The organism is Aerococcus suis, assembly GCF_900176325.1.
In the GTDB taxonomy this organism is placed as follows: Bacteria; Bacillota; Bacilli; order Lactobacillales; family Aerococcaceae; genus Aerococcus; species Aerococcus suis.
The window spans coordinates 1-25,116 of sequence record NZ_FWXK01000001.1 but is presented as its reverse complement, the minus strand read 5'-3'; the positions used below and the strand labels follow the sequence as shown (position 1 = coordinate 25,116).

Annotated in this window: 28 protein-coding genes and 2 pseudogenes; 15 read left to right on the top strand and 15 right to left on the bottom strand. The window is 35.0% G+C overall.

Annotation, left to right across the window (positions count from 1 at the left end):
- Window positions 1–14: 14 nt before the first annotated feature.
- From B8955_RS00155 to comGA, 12 genes are all read right to left on the bottom strand, one after another.
- Window positions 15–323, bottom strand: a complete 309-nt coding sequence (locus B8955_RS00155) for a V-type ATP synthase subunit F (protein ID WP_084097658.1) — start codon at window positions 321–323, stop codon at window positions 15–17.
- A gap of 2 nt (window positions 324–325) precedes the next feature.
- The gene (locus tag B8955_RS00150) at window positions 326–769 is read right to left on the bottom strand and encodes an ATP synthase subunit C (protein WP_200804245.1); all 444 of its coding nucleotides are present in this window, start codon (window positions 767–769) and stop codon (window positions 326–328) included.
- A gap of 20 nt (window positions 770–789) precedes the next feature.
- The gene (locus B8955_RS00145; protein WP_084097657.1) at window positions 790–2,727 is read right to left on the bottom strand and encodes a V-type ATP synthase subunit I; all 1,938 of its coding nucleotides are present in this window, start codon (window positions 2,725–2,727) and stop codon (window positions 790–792) included.
- Window positions 2,727–3,761, bottom strand: coding sequence for a V-type ATPase subunit (locus tag B8955_RS00140; protein WP_084097656.1), 1,035 nt, complete (start codon window positions 3,759–3,761; stop codon window positions 2,727–2,729). Before B8955_RS00140 ends, B8955_RS00145 begins: the two co-directional genes overlap by 1 nt.
- Window positions 3,754–4,083, bottom strand: coding sequence for a hypothetical protein (locus tag B8955_RS00135; protein ID WP_084097655.1), 330 nt, complete (start codon window positions 4,081–4,083; stop codon window positions 3,754–3,756). The genes B8955_RS00140 and B8955_RS00135 overlap by 8 nt, the downstream gene beginning before the upstream one ends.
- Window positions 4,084–4,274: 191 nt before the next feature.
- Window positions 4,275–4,616, bottom strand: a complete 342-nt coding sequence (locus B8955_RS00130) for a hypothetical protein (RefSeq protein WP_084097654.1) — start codon at window positions 4,614–4,616, stop codon at window positions 4,275–4,277.
- Entirely contained in the window at window positions 4,595–5,029 is a 435-nt protein-coding gene (comGF, locus tag B8955_RS00125) for a competence type IV pilus minor pilin ComGF (RefSeq protein WP_084097653.1), read from the bottom strand. Before comGF ends, B8955_RS00130 begins: the two co-directional genes overlap by 22 nt.
- Window positions 5,016–5,300 carry a hypothetical protein gene (locus B8955_RS00120; protein WP_084097652.1) on the bottom strand — a complete coding sequence of 95 codons (285 nt, stop codon included), beginning with the start codon at window positions 5,298–5,300 and terminating at the stop codon, window positions 5,016–5,018. The genes comGF and B8955_RS00120 overlap by 14 nt, the downstream gene beginning before the upstream one ends.
- Window positions 5,278–5,697: a hypothetical protein gene (locus B8955_RS00115; RefSeq protein WP_084097651.1), complete on the bottom strand. Its 420-nt coding sequence runs from the start codon at window positions 5,695–5,697 to the stop codon at window positions 5,278–5,280. Before B8955_RS00115 ends, B8955_RS00120 begins: the two co-directional genes overlap by 23 nt.
- A gap of 17 nt (window positions 5,698–5,714) precedes the next feature.
- Complete coding sequence (comGC, locus tag B8955_RS00110) at window positions 5,715–6,011, bottom strand: competence type IV pilus major pilin ComGC (RefSeq protein WP_084097650.1); 297 nt, start codon at window positions 6,009–6,011, stop codon at window positions 5,715–5,717.
- A 2-nt stretch (window positions 6,012–6,013) separates the two neighbouring features.
- A complete protein-coding gene (gene comGB / locus B8955_RS00105; RefSeq protein WP_084097649.1) occupies window positions 6,014–7,093 on the bottom strand; it encodes a competence type IV pilus assembly protein ComGB in 1,080 nt (359 codons plus the stop codon).
- Window positions 7,032–8,048: a competence type IV pilus ATPase ComGA gene (gene comGA, locus B8955_RS00100; RefSeq protein WP_084097648.1), complete on the bottom strand. Its 1,017-nt coding sequence runs from the start codon at window positions 8,046–8,048 to the stop codon at window positions 7,032–7,034. The genes comGB and comGA overlap by 62 nt, the downstream gene beginning before the upstream one ends.
- A 178-nt stretch (window positions 8,049–8,226) precedes the next feature.
- Between comGA and B8955_RS00095 the strand changes: the two genes are divergently transcribed.
- From B8955_RS00095 to B8955_RS07060, 12 genes are all read left to right on the top strand, one after another.
- A complete protein-coding gene (locus B8955_RS00095) occupies window positions 8,227–9,306 on the top strand; it encodes a M24 family metallopeptidase (protein WP_084097946.1) in 1,080 nt (359 codons plus the stop codon).
- Between the two features lie 19 nt (window positions 9,307–9,325).
- Entirely contained in the window at window positions 9,326–9,685 is a 360-nt protein-coding gene (locus tag B8955_RS00090; RefSeq protein WP_084097647.1) for an Asp23/Gls24 family envelope stress response protein, read from the top strand.
- A 9-nt stretch (window positions 9,686–9,694) separates the two neighbouring features.
- A complete protein-coding gene (nusB, locus tag B8955_RS00085; protein ID WP_159444398.1) occupies window positions 9,695–10,246 on the top strand; it encodes a transcription antitermination factor NusB in 552 nt (183 codons plus the stop codon).
- Window positions 10,247–10,318: 72 nt separating this feature from the next.
- A complete protein-coding gene (locus B8955_RS00080; protein WP_084097645.1) occupies window positions 10,319–11,167 on the top strand; it encodes a bifunctional 5,10-methylenetetrahydrofolate dehydrogenase/5,10-methenyltetrahydrofolate cyclohydrolase in 849 nt (282 codons plus the stop codon).
- On the top strand, window positions 11,160–12,500 hold the full coding sequence (xseA, locus tag B8955_RS00075) for an exodeoxyribonuclease VII large subunit (protein ID WP_084097644.1): 1,341 nt from the start codon (window positions 11,160–11,162) through the stop codon (window positions 12,498–12,500). The genes B8955_RS00080 and xseA overlap by 8 nt, the downstream gene beginning before the upstream one ends.
- 19 nt (window positions 12,501–12,519) lie before the next feature.
- Window positions 12,520–12,759 carry an exodeoxyribonuclease VII small subunit gene (locus B8955_RS00070; RefSeq protein WP_084097945.1) on the top strand — a complete coding sequence of 80 codons (240 nt, stop codon included), beginning with the start codon at window positions 12,520–12,522 and terminating at the stop codon, window positions 12,757–12,759.
- 10 nt (window positions 12,760–12,769) lie between these two features.
- Window positions 12,770–13,657, top strand: coding sequence for a polyprenyl synthetase family protein (locus B8955_RS00065; RefSeq protein WP_084097643.1), 888 nt, complete (start codon window positions 12,770–12,772; stop codon window positions 13,655–13,657).
- Window positions 13,658–13,670: 13 nt separating this feature from the next.
- On the top strand, window positions 13,671–14,492 hold the full coding sequence (locus B8955_RS00060; RefSeq protein ID WP_084097642.1) for a TlyA family RNA methyltransferase: 822 nt from the start codon (window positions 13,671–13,673) through the stop codon (window positions 14,490–14,492).
- A gap of 11 nt (window positions 14,493–14,503) precedes the next feature.
- The gene (recN, locus tag B8955_RS00055) at window positions 14,504–16,195 is read left to right on the top strand and encodes a DNA repair protein RecN (protein WP_084097641.1); all 1,692 of its coding nucleotides are present in this window, start codon (window positions 14,504–14,506) and stop codon (window positions 16,193–16,195) included.
- A 20-nt stretch (window positions 16,196–16,215) separates the two neighbouring features.
- On the top strand, window positions 16,216–17,160 hold the full coding sequence (gene miaA, locus B8955_RS00050) for a tRNA (adenosine(37)-N6)-dimethylallyltransferase MiaA (protein ID WP_084097640.1): 945 nt from the start codon (window positions 16,216–16,218) through the stop codon (window positions 17,158–17,160).
- Between the two features lie 12 nt (window positions 17,161–17,172).
- On the top strand, window positions 17,173–18,390 hold the full coding sequence (hflX, locus tag B8955_RS00045) for a GTPase HflX (RefSeq protein ID WP_084097639.1): 1,218 nt from the start codon (window positions 17,173–17,175) through the stop codon (window positions 18,388–18,390).
- Between the two features lie 206 nt (window positions 18,391–18,596).
- Complete coding sequence (locus B8955_RS07060; protein WP_084097638.1) at window positions 18,597–19,442, top strand: HAD-IC family P-type ATPase; 846 nt, start codon at window positions 18,597–18,599, stop codon at window positions 19,440–19,442.
- Here the strand turns inward: B8955_RS07060 and B8955_RS00035 are convergent.
- Both B8955_RS00035 and B8955_RS00030 read right to left on the bottom strand, forming a co-directional pair.
- Window positions 19,405–19,647 (bottom strand): annotated as a pseudogene (locus B8955_RS00035) (transposase); the annotation flags it as partial. The gene B8955_RS07060 and the pseudogene B8955_RS00035 sit on opposite strands and share 38 nt — an antisense overlap.
- A 392-nt stretch (window positions 19,648–20,039) precedes the next feature.
- Window positions 20,040–21,299 carry a cytochrome P450 gene (locus tag B8955_RS00030; protein ID WP_084097637.1) on the bottom strand — a complete coding sequence of 420 codons (1,260 nt, stop codon included), beginning with the start codon at window positions 21,297–21,299 and terminating at the stop codon, window positions 20,040–20,042.
- Window positions 21,300–21,578: 279 nt separating this feature from the next.
- On the opposite strand from B8955_RS00030, the gene B8955_RS00025 reads away from it, so the two are divergent.
- Both B8955_RS00025 and B8955_RS00020 read left to right on the top strand, forming a co-directional pair.
- Window positions 21,579–22,121, top strand: a complete 543-nt coding sequence (locus B8955_RS00025; RefSeq protein ID WP_084097636.1) for an IS3 family transposase — start codon at window positions 21,579–21,581, stop codon at window positions 22,119–22,121.
- Window positions 22,122–22,256: 135 nt separating this feature from the next.
- Window positions 22,257–22,703, top strand: a pseudogene (locus tag B8955_RS00020) (transposase); the annotation flags it as partial.
- Window positions 22,704–23,264: 561 nt separating this feature from the next.
- On the opposite strand, the gene B8955_RS00015 reads toward B8955_RS00020, so the two are convergent.
- Complete coding sequence (locus B8955_RS00015; RefSeq protein ID WP_084097634.1) at window positions 23,265–23,699, bottom strand: MarR family winged helix-turn-helix transcriptional regulator; 435 nt, start codon at window positions 23,697–23,699, stop codon at window positions 23,265–23,267.
- A 222-nt stretch (window positions 23,700–23,921) separates the two neighbouring features.
- On the opposite strand from B8955_RS00015, the gene B8955_RS00005 reads away from it, so the two are divergent.
- On the top strand, window positions 23,922–24,884 hold the full coding sequence (locus B8955_RS00005; protein ID WP_084097633.1) for an NADP-dependent oxidoreductase: 963 nt from the start codon (window positions 23,922–23,924) through the stop codon (window positions 24,882–24,884).
- Window positions 24,885–25,116 lie beyond the last annotated feature (232 nt).

Here is a 25,116-nt window from a genome sequence, read left to right as displayed (position 1 = left end):
CATATGCCTCCTATCTACAGCTGAATACCGATGGCCTGTTGAATAGTGGCACTTAATGTATCATCTTGTTTTTGCCATTCGTCAGGTCCAAGTGCAGAAGTGATTAGTGGGGTAGAACGATTAAATCTCACCTCATTGATTAGGTCTTGGTTTTTCTCAATAAGTTTTGGTGAGATGAGTACCAATCCTATCTCAGATTGTTCAATCACTTTCGCGAAAACGTCAGAAAAGTCAACATCTTCAGTGATTAATGTGCCATCAACCCCAGCTAAGCGCATTCCAGTTAAGGTATCTAAGTTCTCAGTTAGAACGTATTGTTTCATAATTATAATTGACCTAAGATCATGAAGGAAATGATTAGCCCGTATAAAGCAACCCCTTCAGCAAGACCAACAAAGATTAATGAACGACCGAAAATTGAACCATCTTCACTAATAGCACCTAAGGCAGCAGAAGCAGCAGATGCAACGGCGATACCACCACCAACACATGAAAGACCAGTAGATAAAGCAGCAGCAATGTAACCTAAACCAGTTGCTAAACCAGTTTCAGCAGCACCTGATGTTTCAGCAGCTTCAACAATACCAGGGTTGTAAGCAATAATTGTTGCAATAGCAATACCAGCAATAACTGCAATTAAATTAGAGTAGAATGATTTTTTATACCGAGTTTTTGTTTGTTTACCTGAAAAGAAATATCCAAAAGGTAATACGAAACCTAATACAAAAGTGGCTACCATTACAAGTTTAATCATCATATCAATTGTCATTTTATATCTCTCCTAATCTTTTATTTTGACCAACTGTTTTTAAATTCAATACCGTCACCTTTATAAAAGTGACTAAAAATTTCATAGAATTCAAGACGTAACACTTGAATAGCTACGACTAAACCTTCAAAACCAATTACAAATAAGTTACCTAAAATAATGACTAACCAGTTAATTTGATCAGCATTTTCAGCACCTGCAAACATAAGAACGACACCCATCATGGCACCGTGACTAATGGCAAACGCTCCAACCCGAACAAATGAAATACTATTAGAAAAGTAGGTTAATAATGTTTCAAACGTTTCAAAGAAAACGGTTAATAGTTTAATGACAATTCCATCACCATTTTCATCTTTTTTGTGTTCGAGTTTAGTAATAATTTCATCTTTGAAGGCAATTGTTAACAATGATAATGCTAAAACAATTCCTAATAAAGCAGTTGCTGGAATAGGATTTCCTGTCATGTAAAGAACTAACATGAAAACTAGAATACCGTAAAAAATTAAGCCGGCAATTCCGTTTTTATCCAGTAAAGCTTCCCAACGATTATTATTTTTCCATTGTTGCCAAATATTGATTGTCATTGTCATAATCATTAAAAATAGTCCAAAACAAACGGCAACAATAAAGACGGTATTTAAGCGACCAAAGAATGGAATTTCTGTCATATGTTCCATAGGGTTTAACCATAAGGTAGGAATAACGTCTTCAAAACCAAAGATACTACCGTATAAGAACCCAAAAATAGTTGAACTCAATCCAACAGAGGACAAAATAGTTAATGGGCGAAGTTTTGGTTTGAAAACACCAATTAAACCAACTAGGAAGAGTACGAGACCTTGTCCAACATCACCAAACATCGCACCAAATAGTATTGTATAAGTTAGAGCGACTAAGAACGTTGGATCCATTTCACGATAATTAGGGACACCATACATCTTAGTCAATAATTCAAAAGGGCGGATAAAAAGATTATTTTTCATCTTTGTAGGTGGTGTCTGATTTTTATTATCTTCATCATCTTCAATATACATCGTAATTAAAGAATCATCGGAAACTTCTTGTTCTAATTGTTTCGCTGCTTTTTGCTCCATCCAACCAATTACTAGATAACGGGTTTCTTTACGAGCGAATTCTTCACGGGTAATCGCAGCATATTTACGAACGCCGTAAGCTTTAGATAAATCTTCAAGTCGACTTTGAGCAGTTAATAAATCAGGAATAGCTGGTGTAATTAATGCTCTTAGTTTACTTTTTGAATCAGCAATTTTTCTAGAAAGCTGTTCAGCTTGATTTGCGTATCTAGCGTAAATATCTTTAGGTTGACCTTTTTCTTCAGGTAGATAAATACGTTCCCAAGCTAGCGATAAATATAGGGCGTCTACCCGTTGACGTGACTCAACTGGTGTGAAGTATACACCGTAAACATGAGTATCAGTTTCTTCAGCAGGAATAAAAATGGAAGGAACCATTCGATCAATATATTTTTTGAATTTTAAATAATTCTCTTTTGTGAAACGACCGAAACGGAATTTGATGTGCGACATTGATAAGATTTTTTCTAAATCAAAATCCAAACCAACAAATGGTTTAAAAGCTGTCGCTTTGTCATTCACATCATTATATTGAGAACGTAAGTGTTCTAATTCTGATTGTTCATTTACTAACGAATGATCAATATCAGTAATTAAATGTTTCGCCTCATCAAAAGAGTAGGGTTTATCGATATGTTGATGTTCGTTATTGACATTTGTTAATTGTAATAACGTATCAATTTTTTCTAACCACGGTTCATATGGATTAGAACTGGTGTAAGGTTTAAGAGTACTGATTTCAGATAATTCTTTTAGCGCATTAACTAAATGAATTTCATAATGGCTCAGATACTCATCAGCCATACGATCAATATCATCACGTGGACCAGTGATATTGACTAATGTCATTTTAGTAATCATTAATTTAAGCTCCTTTCTATCGATGAGTATTTGGCAGTAGCTAGACGTTCAACTTTATCAATTATTGTTCGTCCTTCATCATATTTATCATCGAGGTAATTAATGATTTCAAACAAGCTCGTACTATGTTGACGAGCGATACGATGACGTAGTTTACTTAGATAATCTTCTTGTAGCTGGTTAACAGTACTCAAATCAAAGTCATCATTATAAATTGCTGAATAGCCGATTTGTTGCGCAATTTGAATAAATTCTCGTTCATCACCGGCAGTTAAGAGTTGTTGAATATTATCATCATTAAGACGAAATTTCTCAGGAATTAATGACGTTAAAATAAAGTTATCATCAACATGATAGAAAAATTTTAACCGATAAATCGTATTAATATTGATAATATCAAATTCGCTACCATAGAATTTTTTGAATTCGTGTAAATCACTGACTGAGAAAATACTTTTAGCTGCCTGCCAAATTTTTTTGGCAACAAATTGATCTAAGCTAAATTCAAAAACATAACTATTGAAGTTATCAGCTGTAAAATGGTCATTAATGGACTCAAAAAAGTCACTATAAGACGAGTTTTGGAAACAAGCCACTCCTTGTTCAACATTTGTTGCTAATAATAAATCACCAATATCAACGTGACGCTTATCAGCGAGAAAATTGGTAAAGTTATTTAAAGAAACATTAGCGGTATGAAAACGGGCTAAGTTTTTAAAAATACGTTTTATTACATGAGTTTCAAATGTCATAATATAAGCTTTTAAAAACTTACGCATATCTAGGGAGGCAAAACGATACAACTTTAAAAAATCTTCGAAATAGCTTAACTCAGTTAAATATTCTAAATTTTCTCTAGAATCTAAACTGACTTTGATTGTGTTTTGAGCTTTTTGATAACTATCGTGTTGCAAAAGATAATCTGAAAAGCTACGTAGGGAGCGTGAGTCGACTTGTTCTTCTAATTCTTCAGAAGTCATCAATTGTCGACGCATGCCTTTTAATTTTGCTTTGATAGCAGCATCATTACTCATTTGCTTCAACTCCAAGATTTTTTAATTTGGCCATAAAATTAGCTACATATTTTGGTTGATCATTATTAACGGCTTGATTAATTTTCGCCATTTCAGATTTGAAATTGGTAGCTAAATCATTCATGATTGTCGTTTTGAATGCCTCAGCGTCAGATTTAAAGGCAGCGAGATCCTTATCATATGTTTGTTGAACCTCAGTTTTTAACGACTGTTTTTTGCTTTCAAAATCTTTTTTTACTTGCAATTTACGATCTGAAATCGATGCTTCGTGGTGTTGAGCTTGCATTTCAAGATCATATAAGTCTTCCAAAATTGAATCCATCATACCCCTCCTCTTTTTTATTGTCATTTCTGACTTATTTACATTATCTCATAAACAAGTCAGAACCAATTTTTATTTGCTTTTTTTATGCAAAAAGCCTCACGAAATCAGCTCGGGATGTTTTTTGCATATTTTTAATAAAAAAGCGACTAGAAGAGAGTTCTCCTAGTCGATAGTATTCTGGATAATAGTTATTCATTTAAATCTGATTTTGAGGGAATGAAATAGCTAGTAAAGGTGACATTTGATTCATGTAAATGAACAGTTAGTTCCCATTTATCTTTTTTGGTGCAGGTTACATTTCCAATATTATATTTAAAAACAATATTTTTTGATGGAGATTTGTTCTGAATTTCTTTTTTTGCTAACTCCGTTAAAATGATCGCTTGATAGCCATACATCATATCTTGTTTTTCAATTAACTTAGCTTGATAATAGTCGCTAGTAAGGAGACTAAGGTTCGAGAGCATGATTATTAAAAGGAGTGTATATGGTAAAATATTACCCGCTTTTAAGTTTCTTTTGGTAACCATAGTTCATACTCCTTACCGTTCATCATTTTTGTATAGAGATGAAAATAATGTCCTTTGTTAGTCACATTAAAAGTAGCAACATTCATAAGGATTGGTTGGTGACCTTGACTATTGACGCGTCGTCTAATCATACGACTATCTTTGTTTGCGTAGTAATCAAAAGTAATCACTTCTTTATCTGTATTTTCAATTTTTATCGCATGATAGTTATTAGTAATGATACGTCCACCACTGAGTTCTTCATTAAGCTGATAAACGAAGTAACCCCAATCAGCAATTGTATCATTTTTTAAATGGTGATGATAATTAAGTTCTAATTCAATAGCTGATAGCATCAAAAAATGAAGAGATAGTAATAAAAACAAAGAAAACACGGTTTCAACTAACGTGAAGCCAGTTTTATGAGTGAGCATAAATAACACGATCCCCTTCGTAATAAATTTGTTGTTCTTCAATCTCAATAAATGGGAATTTCTTTGGCAGTGAGGGGATTATACTATCTTTTTGAATAGTTTCATAGATACGCTGATATATCATTAACTGTCGATCTGCTTCATTTAATTGACTGATTTGGTATGTGATTCCTGATACCATAAGTACAACCAAAGTGCTAGCTAAAAAGAAACTAATAAGAGACTCAATCAATAAAAAACCAGTTTTTTTAGTTATTGGATTTAATGACATACTGACCTCCAAGTTGTATCGTTATTTTTCTAATGCCTGAAGGAGTTTGAATCGCTAATGTTGTGGGCATAATTTCTCCATTACCGGGTATTTTTAATCGTTGATACCTGGTAAAGTGATGATTTTTTGGCAATATAAATTCTTTATCTGAAAAGTGGTTATTTGTCGGTGATTGAAAAACAATTTGGTTATTAAAGCAAGTCATATAATAGGAAGTTTCTGTTAGTCTAGCTTTTTTCTGCAAACTGTTGTAATAAGTTAATGCAGCTTTAATCGTGACATCTGAGGCATATATTTGCCGATTATTAACTAGATATAGACTGGTTATTAAATAGACCGTCGCTGAAATAAATAGTACTACAATTAATTCACTTAGGGTAAATGCCTTATTATTCATTTTAAGCGTATTTTTTTCTAAGGAGCGATATTTTTTAATCGTTTTGCCTGTTCTGGCGACAAATATTTTTCTGCTAGCAACTCATCGATACTAGGTGTTTCACTGGTATCATTTTGCATTTGATAGAGCGCAGTTTGAGATTCATAAGTTTTCAACAACGCTTGATCTCCTTGCTCTTGCACTTTACCTTTTTGGGCATTCATATTTGGTAAAATTAAAAGTAATAATACAGCAATAATAAACAAGACGAGTAACATTTCAATTAGCGTAAATCCTTTTTTATTAGAGCGAATGCTATTTAAATATTTTTTCATAATTATAATCCTCCAATCATTGTGAGCATTGGTAACATTAAAATGAGATAAACCGTAATCACGGTTAACGCTACCCATAAAAATAAAATATTTTGGATAACTTTTGTTTGTTTTGATAGTTCACGATAAAGTTGTGCTAAACAACGTTTGGCGTAGAGTTTTGTTTTAATTCCTAAACCATGCAGGACTTCTCCTTGTAAAATAATGGCTGGGAATTCATTTGTAAAAATATGTAACGATTCTAGGCTTGCTGGGAACGTTTGTCCATTTTGTAATGACACATTTAATGCCGTTCCAATATCATTTAATAGGGGCATTTTTGTTTGGTTTTGAAAGGTTAAGGCTACTTGTTGTAATGAATACCCCACGTTAAGAAGCTGGCCAAGTTCATTACCAAAAAAATAGGTATAGTAAAGTTTGAATAGATAGCCAATAATTGGCAATTTGACGATGAATCGAGCACGCTGTAAAGGGGAAACGCGTTTTTTCCATAATTTATAATAAATGTAGCTTCCCAGACCTAAGCATAAGTTGATAAATAAAAGATAAGGGTAGTTAGTTAAAAACCAAATAATGATTTTTATGATTTGTGAATCGGGTGACGTGTGTAAACTATTTAACTGTGGAAGCATGAACCAGCGAATACCAAATAACATCAATAATATTAAAGTAAAGAGACTTAAAGGGTAAAACATGATGGCAATGAGTTTCTTTTTTTGTGTGCTACGATCTTTTAAATAAGCAGCAATTGTAGCTAAATGATTTGGAAAGTCAGTATGTTTTTCAGCAATTTCAATTTGAAAGCGAATATCTGATGGCAAATTAATATGTTTGGTACTCTCAAAAAAATAATCTCCCATCGTTAAATCATCAGTCATCTGCTTAAAAGTATTGGAATGCTTAGGATAAATTAATTGAATAAAAGTCATCGTATCAAGTAATGAAAACCCCTCTTGGAGCATTTCAGCAGTGTACAATAACACATCACTTTGTAAATCCTCGTTCCATGTTTTGGTCAGATTAGTGTGTAATAGCTGCTTCAACGTGGTAGTGTTCGTAAGTTTTCTGACTGATATATCCATGGTGCAATGCCTCGCTTAGTTGGTTATTTAATGACTTAAAGGTATTATCAGTAGGTTTATTTAGAATCACATGTTGTAAATTTTCATGGTGTAGCAATTCAAAGATAGGTAACCACTGATTAGCGATATCATCTCTTGGCACTAATCGTTGGGAAACGACACTTAATAAAGTTTGAATCAACTGTTCTTTAGTAATTCCCAACTCAATCAAGCGCCCAATAACACCAGCAGTATCTTTAGCATGAATGGTTGCTAAGACAAGATGACCAGTTAGAGCTGCCCGAATCATCATGCGAGCGGTATGTTCTGTTCTAACTTCACCAATAACCAAAATATCTGGATGATGTCTTAAGCTTGCACTAATCAGGTCATCATAATCAATTCCTGCCCTTAAATTAATTTCTGTTTGTAAGAAGTTTTCTTCTTTAATTTCAATTGGATCTTCAATAGTAATAATTTCACGTTTACTATTCTTATAAGCGTGACGTAATAAGTAATAGATAGTTGTGGTTTTTCCTGAACTGACTGGCCCAGAGAAAATAATTAAGCCCGTTTTGCGATTAATCTGGGTAGTTAGTTCTCGGAAAATGTCTTGATTAAATTCGTCTATTGGTAACGATTGTTGATGATTTTGGTGTAAAATTCGTATAACTAAAGATTCTTGCATTTTATAATTAGCAATCGTCGATAGCCTTAGCTCATATGATTTATTAGCCCCTTGGAAAACTAATGCACCATCTTGAGGACGTCGTTTTTCACCAACTTCCATATTAGCTATATACTTAATGTAACGAATGATTTTTTCCCCTTGATTTAAAGATATTTTTTCTACGGGGATTAATTGACTTTGATAACGAATATAGACTTGATAGCTATCTGCTAAAGGAGTTAAGTGAATATCATCACTTTGTTTTTCTTCAGCTATTTTTAACCATCGTGTAATTGTTGCCTCCATTCTTTCTCCTCCCATTTTGACCGGTCAATTATAAGTACGAAACAAAAACAAAAAGATGATTTAAAAATGTTCTATTGATGAATCCTGAATAGGGAGGTGGCAAAAAAGGCCGAATATGATATACTAAAAGACGCTAATAAACGAGAAGTTAAAAAGAGAAGTCTAGAAGGTGAATGAAGTGAAAGAGAGAGTAAGAGCTCTACAATCTAGTATGTCTACAGAAGGATTAGGCGCTTACTATGTGGTTAGTCCATTCAACCTACGATATATTAGTGGGTTTACAGGAACAAGTGGAATTGCTCTAATCACAAATAATGGAGCATATTTTATTACTGATTTTCGATATAAAGAACAAGCTGAATCACAATGTGACGGATTTAAAATTATTTTAGCAGGTGGATCAGCTGGAACTGGCTCTCCACAAAAAGTCGTACAAGACATCTTAACAGAAGAAAATATTTCACGGGTAGGTTATGAAGAAGAACATATTACCGTGGCTGATTTTGATGATTTAGAAAGTATTATTACGGCTGATTTAATTCCAGCTTCTGGATTAATTGAAATTCTTCGAGAAACTAAAGAGCATGAAGAAATTGAAAAAATAAAAGTAGCTTGCCAAATTGCTGATTTAGCCTTTCATCACATTTTAGAGTTCATTAAACCTGGTGTGACTGAAATTGAAATTGCTAATGAATTGGATTTCTTTATGCGTAGTAAAGGTGCAAGTGGAGTCTCATTTGATACTATAGTGGCTTCTGGTGTACGTTCAGCTATGCCTCATGGCGTGGCCTCTAATAAAAAAGTTGCTAATGGAGAATTAATCACATTAGATTATGGATGCTACTATGAAGGATATGCTTCTGATATTACTCGAACGATTGCTCTGGGAGATGTCGATCGTAAATTAGAAGAAATTTATCAAATTGTCTTAGATGCAAATGAACGTGTCACAACAGCGTTAAAAGCTGATATGACAGGTAAAGAAGCTGATGCTATTGCACGAGATTTAATAAAAGAACGAGGATACGGTTCTCAATTTGGCCATTCACTTGGCCATAGCATTGGACTGGATATTCATGAGATTCCTAATTTAAGTATGCATAGTTCTCATATTTTGCGTCCTGGCAACGTAGTGACCAATGAACCCGGCATCTATCTAGAAGGATTAGGTGGGGTTAGAATTGAAGATGATTTATTAATTACTGAAAAAGGGAATGAATTATTAACTCATTCTCCTCGTGAATTGATTCATTTATAATTTGATAAAGGAGGATACTATGACACAATCTTACACTAATCAAGATACTGTGATTGGAGATATTGATATTTCTGATCAAGTAATTGAAGGAATTGCAATGGAAACAGCAAAACAGTTACCAGGAGTTGCTACCGTCATTAAAGAGAAAAATAATTTTTCATCTTTATTTTCTAAAGAAGGTAATGTTTATCTTTATGAAGATGGAACAGAGGATATTGCTTTAGACATTACGGTTGTTTTAGACTATGGTGTTTCTGTTCCTAATGTTTGTTTCAACTTACAAGAAGCAATTATCGAACAAGTTCTCTATATGACTGATATTCGACTTGATTGTGTTAATATCACAGTAGCAGATTTGTCGCCTGAGAAATTGAAATAGGTGATGCTAATGAAATTACAAAACTCACAAATTCGCGAATTAGCTATTTTATTACTTTACCAACAATCTTTAAATAGTGATTTATCATTAGAGGATAGTTTACATCACATTTTAAGCAATACTGAATTATTAACTCAAACATTAAATAAAGATGAAATTGATGAAAATAAATTTGATTCTTTAAAACAATATTTAAAACCTATCCAAACTAATGATAAAATTGTACCTAAAGGAAGTTTCAAGCAATTTGAATATGATGAAGACATCATGATTCCTCATTATTTAGAGCAAATTGTTAATGGAGTTCAAGAAAATTCAGATGAAATTGATCAATTGATTGATCAACATATCCAAGGAAATTGGTCTGTTAATCGTTTAGAATTGATTAATTTAGAAATTTTACGGGTTGCTGTATATGAAATGCTTTATGCTGATCGAGAAGTTGTTCCCAAAGTGGTTGCGCTATCAGAAGCATTGGAATTAGCTAAATTATATTCAGATGATAAATCTCGAAAATTTATTAATGGTGTACTTTCCAATATTATGGATGATATCGATTAATTGATATAAAATAAGACTAAACGGGGCTAAGTTGATGATTCAATTTAGCCTTTTTTAAAAGGTGGGAATAGTATGAGGATTTACCGATCAAAACCGGTAGTTGAAGAAGAAATTGTATTATTAAAAAATAAAGTTATCCAACTAAAAAAACGAGGAATTATGCCTAATATTAAGACCGTGTTTGTAGGGAATGATCCTGCTAGTAATACATATTCTAAGCAAAAACAAAAATTTGCGAATCAGTTAGGTATTCGTTTAACAATCCTTCATCTCCCCCACGAAACAGATACGGAGACGTTATACCACAAAATTCAAGAATTAAATCATGACGATGATGTGGATGGGATTATGATTGAGATGCCACTTCCAGCGCATATTGATCGTAAAAAGATTGTTCTTGCCATTGACCCGAATAAAGATTGTGATGCGATTCATCCAGCCCATCTAGGAAATTTACTGACATACTCTCCCTCTCGCATACCCAATACACCACTAGCTGCGATTAAGTTACTTGAATATTATCAAACTGAGTTTCAAGGTAAAAAAGCGGTTATGGTAGGACGAAGTGCGATTGTAGGAAAACCACTTGCAGAATTACTTTTACAAAAAGAATGTACGGTGACATTGTGTCATACTAAAACTGAAAACTTAGCTGAGTTGACACGAACAGCTGATATTTTATGTGTTGCTATAGGAAAACCAGAATTTATCACTGCAGATATGGTGAATCCAAATGCTATTGTGATTGATATTGGTATTAACTTCAATGATAAAGGGAAACTAGTCGGTGACGTTAAATTTGACGAGGTTGCCGCTAAAGTAAAAGGTATTTCACCTGTTCCGGGTGGGGTCGGCCCTTTAACTAACGTGATGTTATTTAAACAATTTGTAGAAAAATTGGAAGTGGAAAGCAATGACTGAAACATCTTATTTAACAATTAATCAGCTTACACAATATATTAAAGCCAAATTTACTAAAGATCCTTATTTACAAACAGTATATGTGACTGGAGAAATTTCTAATTTTCGTTTGCGACCAAATGGCCATCAATATTTTTCTTTGAAAGATGATGATGCCGTTATTTCAGTTGTTATGTTTAAAAATGCTTATAAAAAATTAGCTTTTAAACCCGAAGAAGGAATGAAAGTCCTTGTAAAAGGACATATTGGTGTTTATGAACGTCAAGGATCTTATCAGTTATATATTGATGAAATGTCACCGGATGGAATCGGGGCACTCTATCAAGCCTACGAACAATTGAAGGAAAAGCTGGCAAAAGAAGGTTTATTTGATTTTGAACATAAACCTATTCCTCGGTTTCCTAAAAAAATTGCTGTGGTTACCTCTCAAAGCGGAGCGGTTATTCGGGATATTATAACAACAGTTAATCGGCGTTATCCCATCGTACAACTAGTTCTTTATCCTGCGGTAGTACAAGGAAATAAAGCAAAAGATAGTTTGGTTAAGCAATTGAAACGAATTGAAGCCAATCATGATTACGATACCGTCATTATTGGCCGTGGTGGGGGATCAATTGAAGATTTATGGCCATTTAATGAAGAAGCTGTTGTTCGTCAAGTAGCTAAGATGAGTCTACCAATTATTACGTCAGTTGGTCATGAGACTGATACAACATTAGTTGACTTTGTTAGTGATGAACGTGCTGCTACTCCAACTGGCGCAGCTGAATTAGCCACTCCAGTATTACAAGATGAAATTATAAGAATAAAAAATTGGCAACGGCAAATGTTTGCATTTGAACATCAACGGATCAACCACTTGAATGAGCGGTTATTAAAAGTTCAAAGAAACTATATTTTCCAAGATCCTAGTCGGTTATATGAGGTGAAACAATTACAGTTAGATCAATTGAATGATCGATTATGGACGAATGGTCAAAAGTTCTTAACGAAGTATAAGCAAGAGTTTACTACAAAAACGAACCAATTATGGCAACATAATCCTAAACATCATGTGATAAATGCTAGACAACAGTTTGAGTGGAATCAAGAGAAACTTAGTTCTGCAATGAATCAATTTCTAAATAATCAACGCCAACATCTGAACCAACATATGACTACTTTGGATGCATTATCACCATTAAAACAACTAAAAAAAGGATATAGTATAACGGAATCACGTAATCAGCAAATCTCTTCCATTAACCAAGTTGATATTGGAGATAAGGTGAAAATTCAAGTATCAGATGGGGAATTGAATGCTCAAATTACTGGAACACGGAAAAATAAATGATAAAAAGGTAGGCGAAAAAATGTCAATTAATACTGAGGACTTAACATTTGAAGACGCAATGAATCAATTAGAGATGATTGTAGAAAAATTACAAAATGGCAATATTTCTTTAGCAGAATCAATGGCTGCTTTCCAAGATGGAATGACATTGAGTCAATATTGTGCAAATGAGCTTGAAAGTGCTGAAAAAACAATGACAAAATTAATGGACGATGCTGGAAAATTACAACCATTAGACGATAAGCAAGAAGAAAATTAAGGAGTTTTGCATGCAGTTAAAAGAGTTTAGTCAAGAGATATTACCGACCTTTGATAACTATTTAGAAACTATTTTTAGCCAGAAATCTGGAATGAATCAATTGGGCGCTAGTATGTGGTATTCATTAAGCAATGGTGGCAAACGGATTCGACCATTACTATTATTGGCTACCTTAAAAGCATTTATGGTTAATGAATCTAAAGGCTTTCAAGCAGCAGCTGCTCTCGAAGCTATTCATACATATTCTTTAATTCATGATGATTTGCCAGCGATGGATGACGATGATTATCGACGGGGAAAACTAACAAATCATAAACAGTTTGATGAAGCCACTGCAATTCTAGCAGGTGATGCTTTATTAACAGAAGCTTTTCATTTAATAAGTGAACCTAATAGTGAGGTAACACCTGCTATTCAAGTACAATTAGTTAACTTGTTAAGTGCAACAGCTGGGCGTCATGGAATGGTCGGTGGTCAAATGGGAGACATGTTAGGAGAAAATCATGGATTATCTCTGTCTGAATTGCAAACAGTCCACTCTTTGAAAACCGGTGAACTGATTCGTTTTGCACTAGTTGGCGCAGGAGTTATCGGCGAAGTTTCAGAAGCTATTAAAGAAAAATTGGCTCAGTTTGCGTATCATTATGGATTAGCTTATCAAATTCAAAATGATTTACAGGAAGTCTTATGGACTGACGAACAAAGAGGGAAAAAACAATCTGGAGATCAAGCGCATCATAAAAATACTTATCCAGAGTTACTAACAACTGAAGGGGCGAAACGCACTTTAACAGAAGAAATTGCTAACTGCAATCAGATTTTAGATGAAATTAAGCAGTTGAATTCCAAGTTTGATAGTGAGCTGATGTCTGGTTTTCTAGAGTATTTAGAGATATAAGGAAGTGGCAAAATTGGCAAAAATTAGAGCAGATGTTCTTGTTGTGAGACAGGGATTAGCTGATTCTCGAGAAAAAGCAAAACGCTATATTATGGCGGGAAAAATTTATAATGATCACCAAGAGCGGATTGATAAGCCTGGTGAGAAGTTAGCTGAAACCACTGAATTGTCTTTAAAAGGAGATGACTTTCCTTATGTATCGCGAGGCGGATTAAAACTTCTTCAAGCAATTGAACAATTTAATCTCGATTTTTCGAATCAAATTGTTCTAGATATTGGTTCTTCTACAGGGGGATTTACTGATGTTGCATTGCAACATGGGGCCTCATTATCATATGCTCTGGATGTCGGGACTAACCAATTAGCGTGGAAATTGCGTTCAGATGAACGAGTGATTGTTATGGAGCAAACTAATTTTCGCTATAGCCAACCTGAAGATTTTAAACATGGAGAACCTAATATCGCAACTATAGATGTTTCATTTATTTCTCTTGGCCTTATTCTACCACCTCTTTATCATATTTTAGCGTCAGATGGAGAAGTGGCTGCTTTAATTAAACCACAATTTGAAGCTGGAAGAGATAAAGTAGGTCGAAAAGGGTTAGTTCGCGATAAAAAAGTTCATAAAGAAATTATAGAGGAAGTCTTTGAGAAAGCTAATTTAGCAGGTTTCGATGTTGTAAACTTATCTTATTCTCCTATTACTGGAGGAACGGGTAACATTGAGTTTTTAATGCATTTAAAACCGTGTCAAAATCAAAATCTTGGGGTAGCTTCAACAATTCACATTGATAGTGTTATCGATGAGGCACATGAGTTATTAGCAAACCATTAAGAGGTGGTCTAATGTTACAGCATTTGGAAATACATAATTTTGCCATTATTGATCAATTACATATTGATTTTGAAGAAGGAATGACAGTATTAACTGGTGAAACAGGAGCTGGTAAATCCATCATTATTGATGCTATTGGTCAATTAATGGGCGGTAGAGGATCCAGCGATTTTATTCGTTATGAAACAGAGAAATACTTACTAAAAGGATTATTTTTTGTCCCTCATCTATCTGCAGAGGGCCAAACTTTTTTATCTGAAAACGGCATTGATTTTTCAGATAATCAATTATTGATTACTCGTGAACTTAATCAAAGTGGAAAAAATACGATTAAGGTGAATGGAAGTCCGCTAACTGTTTCGTTATTGAAAAAATTAGGTCAATTTATAGTCGATATTCATGGGCAAAATGAGCACCAAGCATTGATGGATACGAAACGTCATATACGATTAGTTGATAGTTTTGGTGTTGATCAGTATAGCGATATCTATCAAAATTATAAAGAAGCTTTTGTTGGTTATCGTGAAGCAAAAGAAGCTTTAGAAAAAACAGCATTAAATGAACAAGAAACGGCTCAAAGAATTGATTTATTAACTTATCAAGTATCAGAAATTGATGAGAGTGCAATAAAAATTGGCGAAGAGGAAGAATTAATTACTGAACGTGATCAAATGCGGAATTATCAAAAAATTGTTGATGCCTTACAAAATGCAACCGCATTGTTAATGGACCAAGACTGGAATGTTGTCGACCTCTTTGGACAAGTCGTTGGGGATTTAAATAGTATTAGTGACGTTGACGAGGATTATGCCAATTATGCTGAACAAGCCAACTCTGCTTATTATGCTGTTCAAGATTTGGCTAGTAGCTTGCGAACGACTCAAGAAAATTTATATTACGATCCTATCCGTTTAGATGAAATCGAATCACGACTACAATTGTATTCCAATTTAAAACGGAAATATGGAAATTCAGCTGAAAAAATCATTGCATATGGCGAACGTGCTCAAAAAGAATTAGATAAGTTAACCCATATGGAAAGTTACCAATCAGAATTAGAAGCGGAGTTAAAATCAAAAGAAGAAATCGTGCTTAATGCCGGTAAAAATTTACATGAGGCACGGCTGCAAGTAAGTGAGTATTTAGCTAAACGAATTAATCAAGAGCTTCAAGATCTCTATATGCAAAATGCCGAATTTAAAATTGAGATTAAGCCTAGTCAACATATTTTAGTGACAGGTCTTGATAACGTTGAATTTTACATTCGCACGAACTTAGGAGAACCTTTTAAACCACTAGTAAAAACAGCTAGTGGTGGCGAGTTATCTCGAATTATGTTAGCCATGAAGACAGTGTTTCAAACGAATCAAAATATTACAGCCATTATTTTTGATGAAGTCGATACGGGTGTTAGTGGACGTGTGGCGCAAGCTATCGCAAATAAAATGTATAAAATTGGGGTAAAAGCTCAGGTATTATGTATTTCACATTTACCTCAAGTAGCTGCTATGGCAGACAATCATCTCCACATCCAAAAACAAGAAGAAGATCAACGGACGATAACAACAGTGACAACGTTGTCACCTGATCAGCGTGTGGTTGAAGTGGCTCAAATGACCACTGGCGAGACGGTGAGTGATTCATCAAAAGCAGCCGCTGAAGACCTATTAAACCAAGCTGAAGACTATAAAGCACAAATTTAAAAAGTCGGATGGGAGGAAATATGAAGAAACCAAAACTGATAGTAATCACTGGCCCAACAGGAATTGGGAAAACATCATTAAGTATTGAAATTGCTCAAGCAATTGATGGTGAGATTATTAATGGCGATTCTATGCAAATTTATCGTGAATTAGCTATTGGAACTGCAAAGCCAACTGATGCAGAGCAAGCAAAAGTTCCTCATCATTTAGTTGATATTCGGTCAGTTGATCAGTCATTTAGTGCTTCAGAATTTAAGCTTGAGGCGCAAAAAGCAATGAAAAAAATCTTTACTAAAAATCATCAACCAATTTTAGTTGGTGGGACAGGATTATACTTAGAAGCTTTCTTATATGATTTGTCGTTAGGGGGAAAAGTGGAACCACATCCTGAATTTCGGCAAAAAATGACGCAACTAGCAGAAAGAGACGGGTCTTATGTTGTTTATGAACAATTAAAAAAAGTAGATCCTGAGGCGGCTAAACAAGTTCATCCCAATAATGTCAGACGTGTTATTCGAATGTTAGAAGTTTGTGAGTTTTCTGAGCAATTGTTTTCTGAGCAACAAGAAACGCATCAACATCATACGAGCCCTTATGATTTATTTGTAATAGCTTTGGATACAAATCGTGCGCAACTCTATGAACGGATTAATGAACGTGTTGATGTCATGTTAGAAGCTGGATTATTAGAAGAAGCACAATGGCTATTTCGGCAAGATTTACCAACAGATAACCAAGCAGTGAAAGCAATTGGGTATAAAGAATTATTCCCATACTTTACTAAAGAAGCAGAATTAGAGGATGTTATCAATCAATTAAAGCAAGACTCTCGTCGCTATGCGAAACGTCAATTAACCTGGATTAGAAATCGAATGACAGAAGTTCATTATATTGATCCACTGTCGTTGACTAATGAAGATAAAGAAACATTAATTTCTGATATCAAATATTTTTTGAATCATTAGGAGGGAGAATTTATGCAACAAATTATTTTAGTTGGTGTTCAAACTCAAGAAATTAGTGATCATCGCTATGAAATGCAAATGAATGAACTACAAGAACTCGTTGAAACAGCACAAGGTAAAGTTGTTTCCATTATTTCTCAAAAAAGAGAACGTATAGATAAGCGTTACATTGTTGGAAAAGGAAAATTAGAAGAAATTAATCGAGAAATTACCAAGAATGATGCAGATATGGTCATTTTTTATGAACAACTGAGTCCTTCTCAAAATAATAATATTCAGGGACAATTGGAAGTACCAGTGATTGACCGTGTCCAACTGATTTTAGATATCTTTGCACAACGGGCGACGTCGGTTGAAGGGAAACTACAAGTTGCATTAGCACAAAATGAATATTTACTCCCTCGACTATCTGGATTTGGTGAAATGATGTCAAGATTAGGTGGAGGCATTGGAACTCGTGGACCAGGTGAAACCAAACTTGAACAAAATCGCCGGGTATTGCGAAATGAAATTCAGCGAATTAAACATGAATTGAAAGATGTAGAAGCGCATCGAGAAAGAACACGTGCAAGACGCCAAAATAGTTCAGTTTTTCAAATTGGATTGATAGGGTACACGAATGCAGGTAAATCGACTTTAATAAATAATATATCCGCAGCCGATACTTATGAAGCGAATCAATTATTCGCAACCTTAACACCATTAACTCGAACATTTTCATTAGAAAATCATTTTAAAATGACTATGACTGATACAGTAGGATTTATTCAAGACTTGCCACCGATGATTATTGATGCCTTTCACTCAACATTAGAAGAAAATCGACAAGTCGACTTATTATTAATTGTGATTGATGCGTCTTCAAACTATGCGGCTGAACAAGAAACTGTTGTATTAGAACAGTTAAAAGCGCTTGGTATGGATACCATTCCTCATCTGTTTGTATACAATAAGGCAGATTTAGTTGATGACAATCCGAAAATTTTATTTAATCAACCATCTGTGTTTATTTCTGCACAAGATGAGGATGATTTAATGACACTTTTAGATGCTATCATAGCAGAAATGAAACAATCTTATGATCGACTTGAAATGGTCGTTCAACCAGGTGAAATTAATCAATGGATTAAAGATAGTGATGTCTTATATATCGAATCGATGACATTTGATGAAGAAAAAAATGCTTATGATTTAATTTTTTACAAGCCTAAAACATATGTTATTAAATAACATCGTAAATTGTGAGGATAAGAGAGTGGTTAATTCACTCTCTTTTTTCGTGAAATAATGACCATTTATTCACTAACCATGCGAAAAGAGTAACATACCCCTAAGTTTATTTAGAATGATTATAAATAGATTAACTCTGGATATTACGATAATTTAATTAGATTATAAAAAATTTCACAATCATCTGAATAAAAGGGGAGAGAACAATGGGAGAGTGGATGAAGAAAAATAGGGAAATGACGATGACAATCATCTGTGCTATTTTTCTTATTATTGCCTTTATTTTTGAAATGAATGAGGATAATTTTATCTCGCCATTCTTATATATCATCGGAGCCATTATTGGAGGATGGGAATCTGGTAAAAATGTTTATAAAGATTTATTTCACAAACATAAAGTCAATGTTGACTTATTGATGGTTCTAGCAGCCATAGGAGCAGCATTTATGGGCGAATTTCGTGAAGGTGCAATGTTAATTTTTATTTTCTCACTTGCGGAATCTTTAGAAGATATGGCAATAGCGAGAACGTCAGACTCTATTACTAAATTAATGAATTTAACTCCAGATGTGGCAAGACGATATACAGATAATGGTGAAATTGAAGAAGTTCCTACTAAAGAATTAAAAATTGGGGATCGACTTCAAATTCGGAAAGGAGAATCAGTTCCCATTGATGGGGAATTACTTTCGGACTTTGCAACTATGGATGAAGCAGCTATTACTGGAGAGCCATTACCTGTAACTAAACAAAATGGAGAAGGGATTGTCGGAGGAACGATTAATACCGATAATGCCTTTGATATGAAGGTAACTGTAGAAAATGAAGATACTCTTTTCTCCAAAGTCATTCGAATGGTTGATGAAGCACAAAACACCCCATCACGTACCAATAGCTATATTAAAAAAATTGAAAATACTTATGTCAAAATGGTTTTAGTTATTGTTCCTTTGTTTATTCTGTTAATGCCATTTTTATTAGGATGGATCTGGCATCAAAGCTTTTATCGTGGAATGGCACTTTTAATTCGAGTGTGCTCACACGAATCGTAAAGTCTCGCTCATAATAGCCATTTCTTTGACTCTGACGACTTTATGAACGTTCATAGTCATCGGCTTGAATATATTCTGTTCGTTGATTTTCCATCAATTGGTTGAAAACAGTGGTCAAAATACTTTTAGAAACTTCATCTTTTACCGAATGTTCAATAATACTTTGAACCTCTTCGTTGTTCAGTGTAAAATGTACTTGGGTCATGTAACGTCCTCCTGGGTATGTTTTTGTGGTTAAAAACATTGTACCGTAAAAGGGCTGTTACATGACCTTTTATCTTCTACACAATTATATGGACTTTATCAACGTTATGAACGACCCTAAATTTGCGTATTTTGACTTTGATATACTTCATACTAAATATTCTATGATTATTTAGATAAGGTAAATGATGAAAAATAAAGGAGGAGCTATGGATAAAGTAAAGGAATATTTTTTTGATTTAGTATTTTTGGATTAATATCTTCTGTTTTTTTTTGATAGTAGAGAAGTAGAGATATTTTTCTCCATATTGTTAATAATAAGTCTTTCAGAAAGTGTAATTAGGAATAAAAAAGAGGCTGGGACAAAAGCCTCTTTTTTGCTTATAGCTTATTTTATTCTTTAAAGAGTAATGATCGATCTTTCGGATAGGTTGGGAACTGATTCATTGGAATTTCCCAATCCTGCTCCGGAATCGAGAACTCATTCTTATTGACTAAATGATCCGAGAATACTCGCATACTATGTAAAGTGATCCATTCTCCCGCACAACGGTGCATTTCTCTGAATTTTCCTCCACCTTGAGCAATCATTTCATATTCTTCTTCATAAGATAAATCTTTTGCACGCCCTAGATAGCGACGGATTTCAAACTTTTCTGGGTCATCTACAGTTCGTTCATCATGATTCGTACCATAAAGGTCTAAAACTGTCCAAGTGTCTTTAGGAATACGGTAACCATCGATTTCAACATCATCAATTGCGATTGCTGGTAGCATTGGGAAGAAAGGATAGTATCGACGCATCTCTTGAATGAAAGGATCTTGTAAGTTTTTAAAGTCAGCTTTCAATTCATCATATACACCGTCCTTAGCAAATAAAGCATGTCCCATCAATGCCATCCAGACAGTTAAAGCGACTGTTGGACGAATAATGTTCAGTAATTCAACTGCCGCAACTTCTACTGGCAATAATTCTCCCTCTAAATCTGTCGCTTGAGCGAAAGTATATAAAGCTAAATGTTCTTTGCCTGGAACAGGATTTTCGCGAGCTTCTTTAATTAACTCTTGTGCCCACTCTTCCGAATCATTTCGATCAGAAATTCCTTTAATATGATCGGTTGGTGAGGTAATTGCTCCACTGATCATAGAAATTTGTTTCTCAGCTAAATCTTTAATCTCATTTTCACTTAAACGATCCAAGTTAATCCCAGACCATTCTGCAATGGCTTCAAACAACACTAGCTTCGCTAACTCAAATAATTCAAACTTTCCGTGTTGTGCCTCCATTTTTTCTGTTAGGTGTCTGTCTAAGATTTCAGCGTACTCATCCATCCGTTCTGGGACCATTAAGTCCATAAAATAATTCTTTCGATGATGATGAGCTTCTCCATCTAAGGTTTGAACGCCATCTTCTCCAAACAAGGTTTTCAATACAGGTTTAGGCATTGCCCCTTCACGTTTAAACTTTGTTGGATCATAGAATTTCTTAGCAGCTTCTTCACCATATATCGTAATTATTTCTTTAGTTAAAAATTTTGCTTTTGCTACCGGAGCATCGACATCTTCACGAATCACCGATAAAAGATTATAACCGTGATCAAGTAAATCTTTCGCCTCGGTCAGTTTAATCTTTGTTTCTGGTACTTCCTTCATTGTACATTCTCCTTTTTCTTTTCTGATAAGTTAACTATAATACTCATGTGGGTCTTTTTCAAACCAAAGCTTCGTGAAAAGAATGTGAAAATATGATAAATCCGCTTTCTAAATGAGTCTGGGACAAAAGCCTTAAAAAATGAAAAAGCGCTGCAGGAGACACCAGTCTTAGAATACCAAGCTGAAATGACGGCCTATGTGGTGGCACATGCGTTTGGCTTAGATACGAAAGCCCATTCCTTGCACTACACGGCACAATGGACGTAGAATTTAGAACACGTGACAGAACTCGAAACGGCTCTGGAAGAAGTAAAGCATGTTTCACATACCCTTATTTCACGTTTAGAGACACTTTTAGAGCATGAACAACTAAATGTGCAGGTAAACTTAAAAGACGCGTCAAAATTAAAGAATAGCGCGCTAGCACAGGCTTTCTTTTCTATTCATACGATTGAACCCATTACGCAGATTGGGACACATCGTGTTTATGATTTAGAGCTGCATTTAAAAACAATGGGACCACAGAAGTATCGGATTCTCACGACAAAAAACCCTAATGAAATTGCACACACATGGGTGGGAGAAAAAAGTGGCACCGACTGGTTAAAGGAGTATGCCCCTACCGCTCGTAAACTAGAAGCTCAAGATTTAAAAAAGAGAATCAAGCGGATTTTCTATGAAGAAGGTGAAGGCACATACGGCGCCCGTCGTATTCACGCTCTTCTGGAAAAAGAACTGGCGGCATTACAAGAAGAGAGAATCTGCAGTATCAAGCGTGTTCAAATGATTATGCGTCAGCTCGGTCTTGTATCTTGTCATTGAGCAAACTATAAACCGACACCTTCACAAAACAAAGTAGCCGAACGCCCTAATTTATTGAATCAAGGTTTTACCACAACGGCACTTAATCAAAAATGGGTGACGGATATTACCTAGGTTCAAACTAAGAAAGACGGTTGGTGTTATTTATCCACCATCCTAGATTTGCATTCCAAAATGATTATCGGCTACTCTTTTAGCAAAATAATGGAAACTAGTTTGATATTGGATACATTAAAAGATGCGCTATTAAATCGAAACTATGAAAAAGGATCGTTGATTCTCCACAGTGATCTTGGATCCCAATACACCTCACAACGCTACGAAGAAACACTTGAAAAGACAGAAATTCAGCATTCCTTCAGTAAGAAAAGCTGTCCTTATGATAACGCAGGTATAGAGTCTTTCCCCGCCACAATCAAGAAAGAGCGCATTTACTGTCAGCCCGTTTATAAAACATTTGGAGAAGCCAAAGTGGATGTTTTCGGTTATATCCATCGTTTTTACAACCGGAAACGAATCTATAGCTCGTTATCCTATCTCACACCACTTCAAATGGAAAACGCGTCACGAGAGGCGGCATAGCCTTCCAAACCCATTTTTTCCGACAAAGACCACGGGTTCAATTCTTCAGAGCTTCCATCAGCGGTCAAGCATTTTTTAGCTTGAGGGCTGATGGAAACTCTGGAACACTCCCGGAGTGGACTTTTTCGAAAAAACGCTCAAGAAAAGGTATCTCAGATATTGACTTCATTCCAGTTACATGGTTCTTTGGGATATGAGATACCAATCGGCATTCGAAATCTGAGATTGGCGGAGCGAATCCTTGATAATGAGCATGGATGTGGTAGCGTTGCGTAGTGGACGATACATTTAATCGTTGCTTCGCCACGGTTATTCCACGTCCATGGTGGCTCGTTGTCAAGGACAATCGGATTAGATAACAAGTACCTGTTTTTTACACTTTATAATTTTTGTCAAAAAAGGGTTGCCATTCCAGTTATTAGAAGTATTGATTAACTCAAAGAGCCTGAGAAAGAATTGTTCAGCTAAAAACAAAAAGTCTATAAACTCCATTAGGTGTTTCGCAAACTAATGGAGTTTATGGATTTTTTATTCTAGCAAATTTAGTTTCATTTTTGTAGATTAAACCTTACGGAAGCTTTGGTTTAGCTGAATTAATTGTGAAATCAGATTGCCATATACACCAGATTCACTTGATTTGGTTATTGATTGGTAGACATCACGTGAAATGCACGGAAGTTTTTCTTGCAGTGATTTTCCTTTCTCGGTCAGCTGAATAACCAATTGCCGTTCGTCGGTGCTAGCTCGTATGCGATGCAATAGTCCTTGTTTTTCCATCTTTTTTAATAAAGGGCTTAGCGTGCCCGAGTCTAGAAATAGTCGCTCACCGAGTTGTTTTACAGATAAGTTGTCCTCGATAGCCATTAAGGTAATAAAGCCTGTGTAGGTCAAGTCGACTTCATCTAAGAAAGGTTTGTACATGCGAATGCTTTCTTTTGAAGCAACATAAAGTTGAAAACATAATTCATTTTGTAATGGATTGTCATTTGCGTTCATTTGAAGCAACTCCTTTCTTTTTATTTTAACAGAAACAAATTATTCCTCAAATACAATTAAATTGTGTACAATGTATTCAGTAAGGTAAAACCAAACAAATGTCAGAAAGTAGGAATAGATATGAAAAAAGTTTTTTCAACAAAAATGATTACTCGTGCAACTCGTGGAAATATTGAAGTATCAGTAAAAGCAATCTAATTTTATTTGAAAGGATGAAGCAAGATGACAACGACAAAAGCAGTCGTAATTAATCAATACGGCGGGAAAGAACAACTGACAGATGCAACTGTGACGTTACCTGAGTTATCCGCTCATCAAGTGTTGGTTAAAGTAAAAGCAACTTCGGTAAATCCACTTGATTGGAAGTTACGTGAAGGATATTTGCAACAAATGATGCCATGGGAATTCCCGATTATTTTAGGCTGGGATGTTGCAGGTATCATTGAAGAGGTAGGTTCACAGGTTTCTGACTGGAAAGTTGGTGATTGGGTTGCCGCTAGACCAGATACGACTCGGTTTGGTACGTATGCAGAGCACACAATTGTTGATGATCATCTTCTAGCAAAATTACCGGAAGAAGTATCATTTAAAGATGCAGGTGCACTACCTTTAGCTGGTTTGACCGCTTATCAAGCACTATTTACCCATGGGAAACTTCAAGCAGGACAAAAGGTGCTCATTCATGCTGGAGCTGGTGGCGTGGGAATATATGCGATTCAATTAGCGAAAGAAGCTGGCGCGTATGTAATTACTACGGCTAGTCCGAAAAATCATCAGCTATTAAAAGAATTAGGTGCTGATGAAGTGATTGATTATCATACGACTGATTTTGAGACTACTTTAAGTGAGATTGATTTGGTTCTTGACACAATGGCAGGAGAGGTACAACGAAAAAGCATCACTGTCCTGAAGCCTGAAGGACGTTTAATCAGTCTTCTTTCGATAGACAAAGATCCACGGATTCAAAAAAAAGGGATTCATGCTGAGGCTATCTGGCTGAAACCAAATGGCGAAGAATTAGCATCCTTAGTTAAGCTGATGGCTGAAAAGAAACTAAAAAGCGTGATTGGCGCTGAATTTCCGCTGAACCAAGCGGGGATTTATGCTGCACATGAACTCAGTGAAACGCACCATGCAGTAGGAAAAATCGTGCTAGTTGCTGAAACTGAATCAAATGCATATTAGGTCAAAAATGATCACGAATAGCAAGTATCGTAGTAATTCCTTGCTATGTTACTTGCTTTTTTTGGTTCTGTTGCAAAGTTTTAAAGGTTCTGTTGCAAAGTTTTAAATAAAGAATAAAATCCCTTACGGTATCTATGATTTAAGCTGGGATTCCCAATAATACCTTGATTTCAGTACAGACCGAAAACCCGAAGAGAGTGCCTTCTTTTCGGGTTTTCTTATATAATCCTCG

Excerpts from the sequence above, each read along its gene's own strand:
- B8955_RS00155 (WP_084097658.1), bottom strand. The coding sequence starts at position 323 with ATGAAACAATACGTTCTAACTGAGAACTTAGATACCTTAACTGGAATG.
- B8955_RS00150 (WP_200804245.1), bottom strand. The coding sequence starts at position 769 with ATGACAATTGATATGATGATTAAACTTGTAATGGTAGCCACTTTTGTA.
- B8955_RS00145 (WP_084097657.1), bottom strand. The coding sequence starts at position 2,727 with ATGATTACTAAAATGACATTAGTCAATATCACTGGTCCACGTGATGAT.
- B8955_RS00140 (WP_084097656.1), bottom strand. The coding sequence starts at position 3,761 with ATGAGTAATGATGCTGCTATCAAAGCAAAATTAAAAGGCATGCGTCGA.
- B8955_RS00135 (WP_084097655.1), bottom strand. The coding sequence starts at position 4,083 with ATGGATTCAATTTTGGAAGACTTATATGATCTTGAAATGCAAGCTCAA.
- B8955_RS00130 (WP_084097654.1), bottom strand. The coding sequence starts at position 4,616 with ATGGTTACCAAAAGAAACTTAAAAGCGGGTAATATTTTACCATATACA.
- comGF (WP_084097653.1), bottom strand. The coding sequence starts at position 5,029 with ATGCTCACTCATAAAACTGGCTTCACGTTAGTTGAAACCGTGTTTTCT.
- B8955_RS00120 (WP_084097652.1), bottom strand. The coding sequence starts at position 5,300 with ATGTCATTAAATCCAATAACTAAAAAAACTGGTTTTTTATTGATTGAG.
- B8955_RS00115 (WP_084097651.1), bottom strand. The coding sequence starts at position 5,697 with ATGAATAATAAGGCATTTACCCTAAGTGAATTAATTGTAGTACTATTT.
- comGC (WP_084097650.1), bottom strand. The coding sequence starts at position 6,011 with ATGAAAAAATATTTAAATAGCATTCGCTCTAATAAAAAAGGATTTACG.
- comGB (WP_084097649.1), bottom strand. The coding sequence starts at position 7,093 with ATGGATATATCAGTCAGAAAACTTACGAACACTACCACGTTGAAGCAG.
- comGA (WP_084097648.1), bottom strand. The coding sequence starts at position 8,048 with ATGGAGGCAACAATTACACGATGGTTAAAAATAGCTGAAGAAAAACAA.
- B8955_RS00090 (WP_084097647.1), top strand. The coding sequence starts at position 9,326 with ATGACACAATCTTACACTAATCAAGATACTGTGATTGGAGATATTGAT.
- nusB (WP_159444398.1), top strand. The coding sequence starts at position 9,695 with ATGAAATTACAAAACTCACAAATTCGCGAATTAGCTATTTTATTACTT.
- B8955_RS00080 (WP_084097645.1), top strand. The coding sequence starts at position 10,319 with ATGAGGATTTACCGATCAAAACCGGTAGTTGAAGAAGAAATTGTATTA.
- xseA (WP_084097644.1), top strand. The coding sequence starts at position 11,160 with ATGACTGAAACATCTTATTTAACAATTAATCAGCTTACACAATATATT.
- B8955_RS00070 (WP_084097945.1), top strand. The coding sequence starts at position 12,520 with ATGTCAATTAATACTGAGGACTTAACATTTGAAGACGCAATGAATCAA.
- B8955_RS00065 (WP_084097643.1), top strand. The coding sequence starts at position 12,770 with ATGCAGTTAAAAGAGTTTAGTCAAGAGATATTACCGACCTTTGATAAC.
- recN (WP_084097641.1), top strand. The coding sequence starts at position 14,504 with ATGTTACAGCATTTGGAAATACATAATTTTGCCATTATTGATCAATTA.
- miaA (WP_084097640.1), top strand. The coding sequence starts at position 16,216 with ATGAAGAAACCAAAACTGATAGTAATCACTGGCCCAACAGGAATTGGG.
- hflX (WP_084097639.1), top strand. The coding sequence starts at position 17,173 with ATGCAACAAATTATTTTAGTTGGTGTTCAAACTCAAGAAATTAGTGAT.
- B8955_RS07060 (WP_084097638.1), top strand. The coding sequence starts at position 18,597 with ATGGGAGAGTGGATGAAGAAAAATAGGGAAATGACGATGACAATCATC.
- B8955_RS00030 (WP_084097637.1), bottom strand. The coding sequence starts at position 21,299 with ATGAAGGAAGTACCAGAAACAAAGATTAAACTGACCGAGGCGAAAGAT.
- B8955_RS00015 (WP_084097634.1), bottom strand. The coding sequence starts at position 23,699 with ATGAACGCAAATGACAATCCATTACAAAATGAATTATGTTTTCAACTT.
- B8955_RS00005 (WP_084097633.1), top strand. The coding sequence starts at position 23,922 with ATGACAACGACAAAAGCAGTCGTAATTAATCAATACGGCGGGAAAGAA.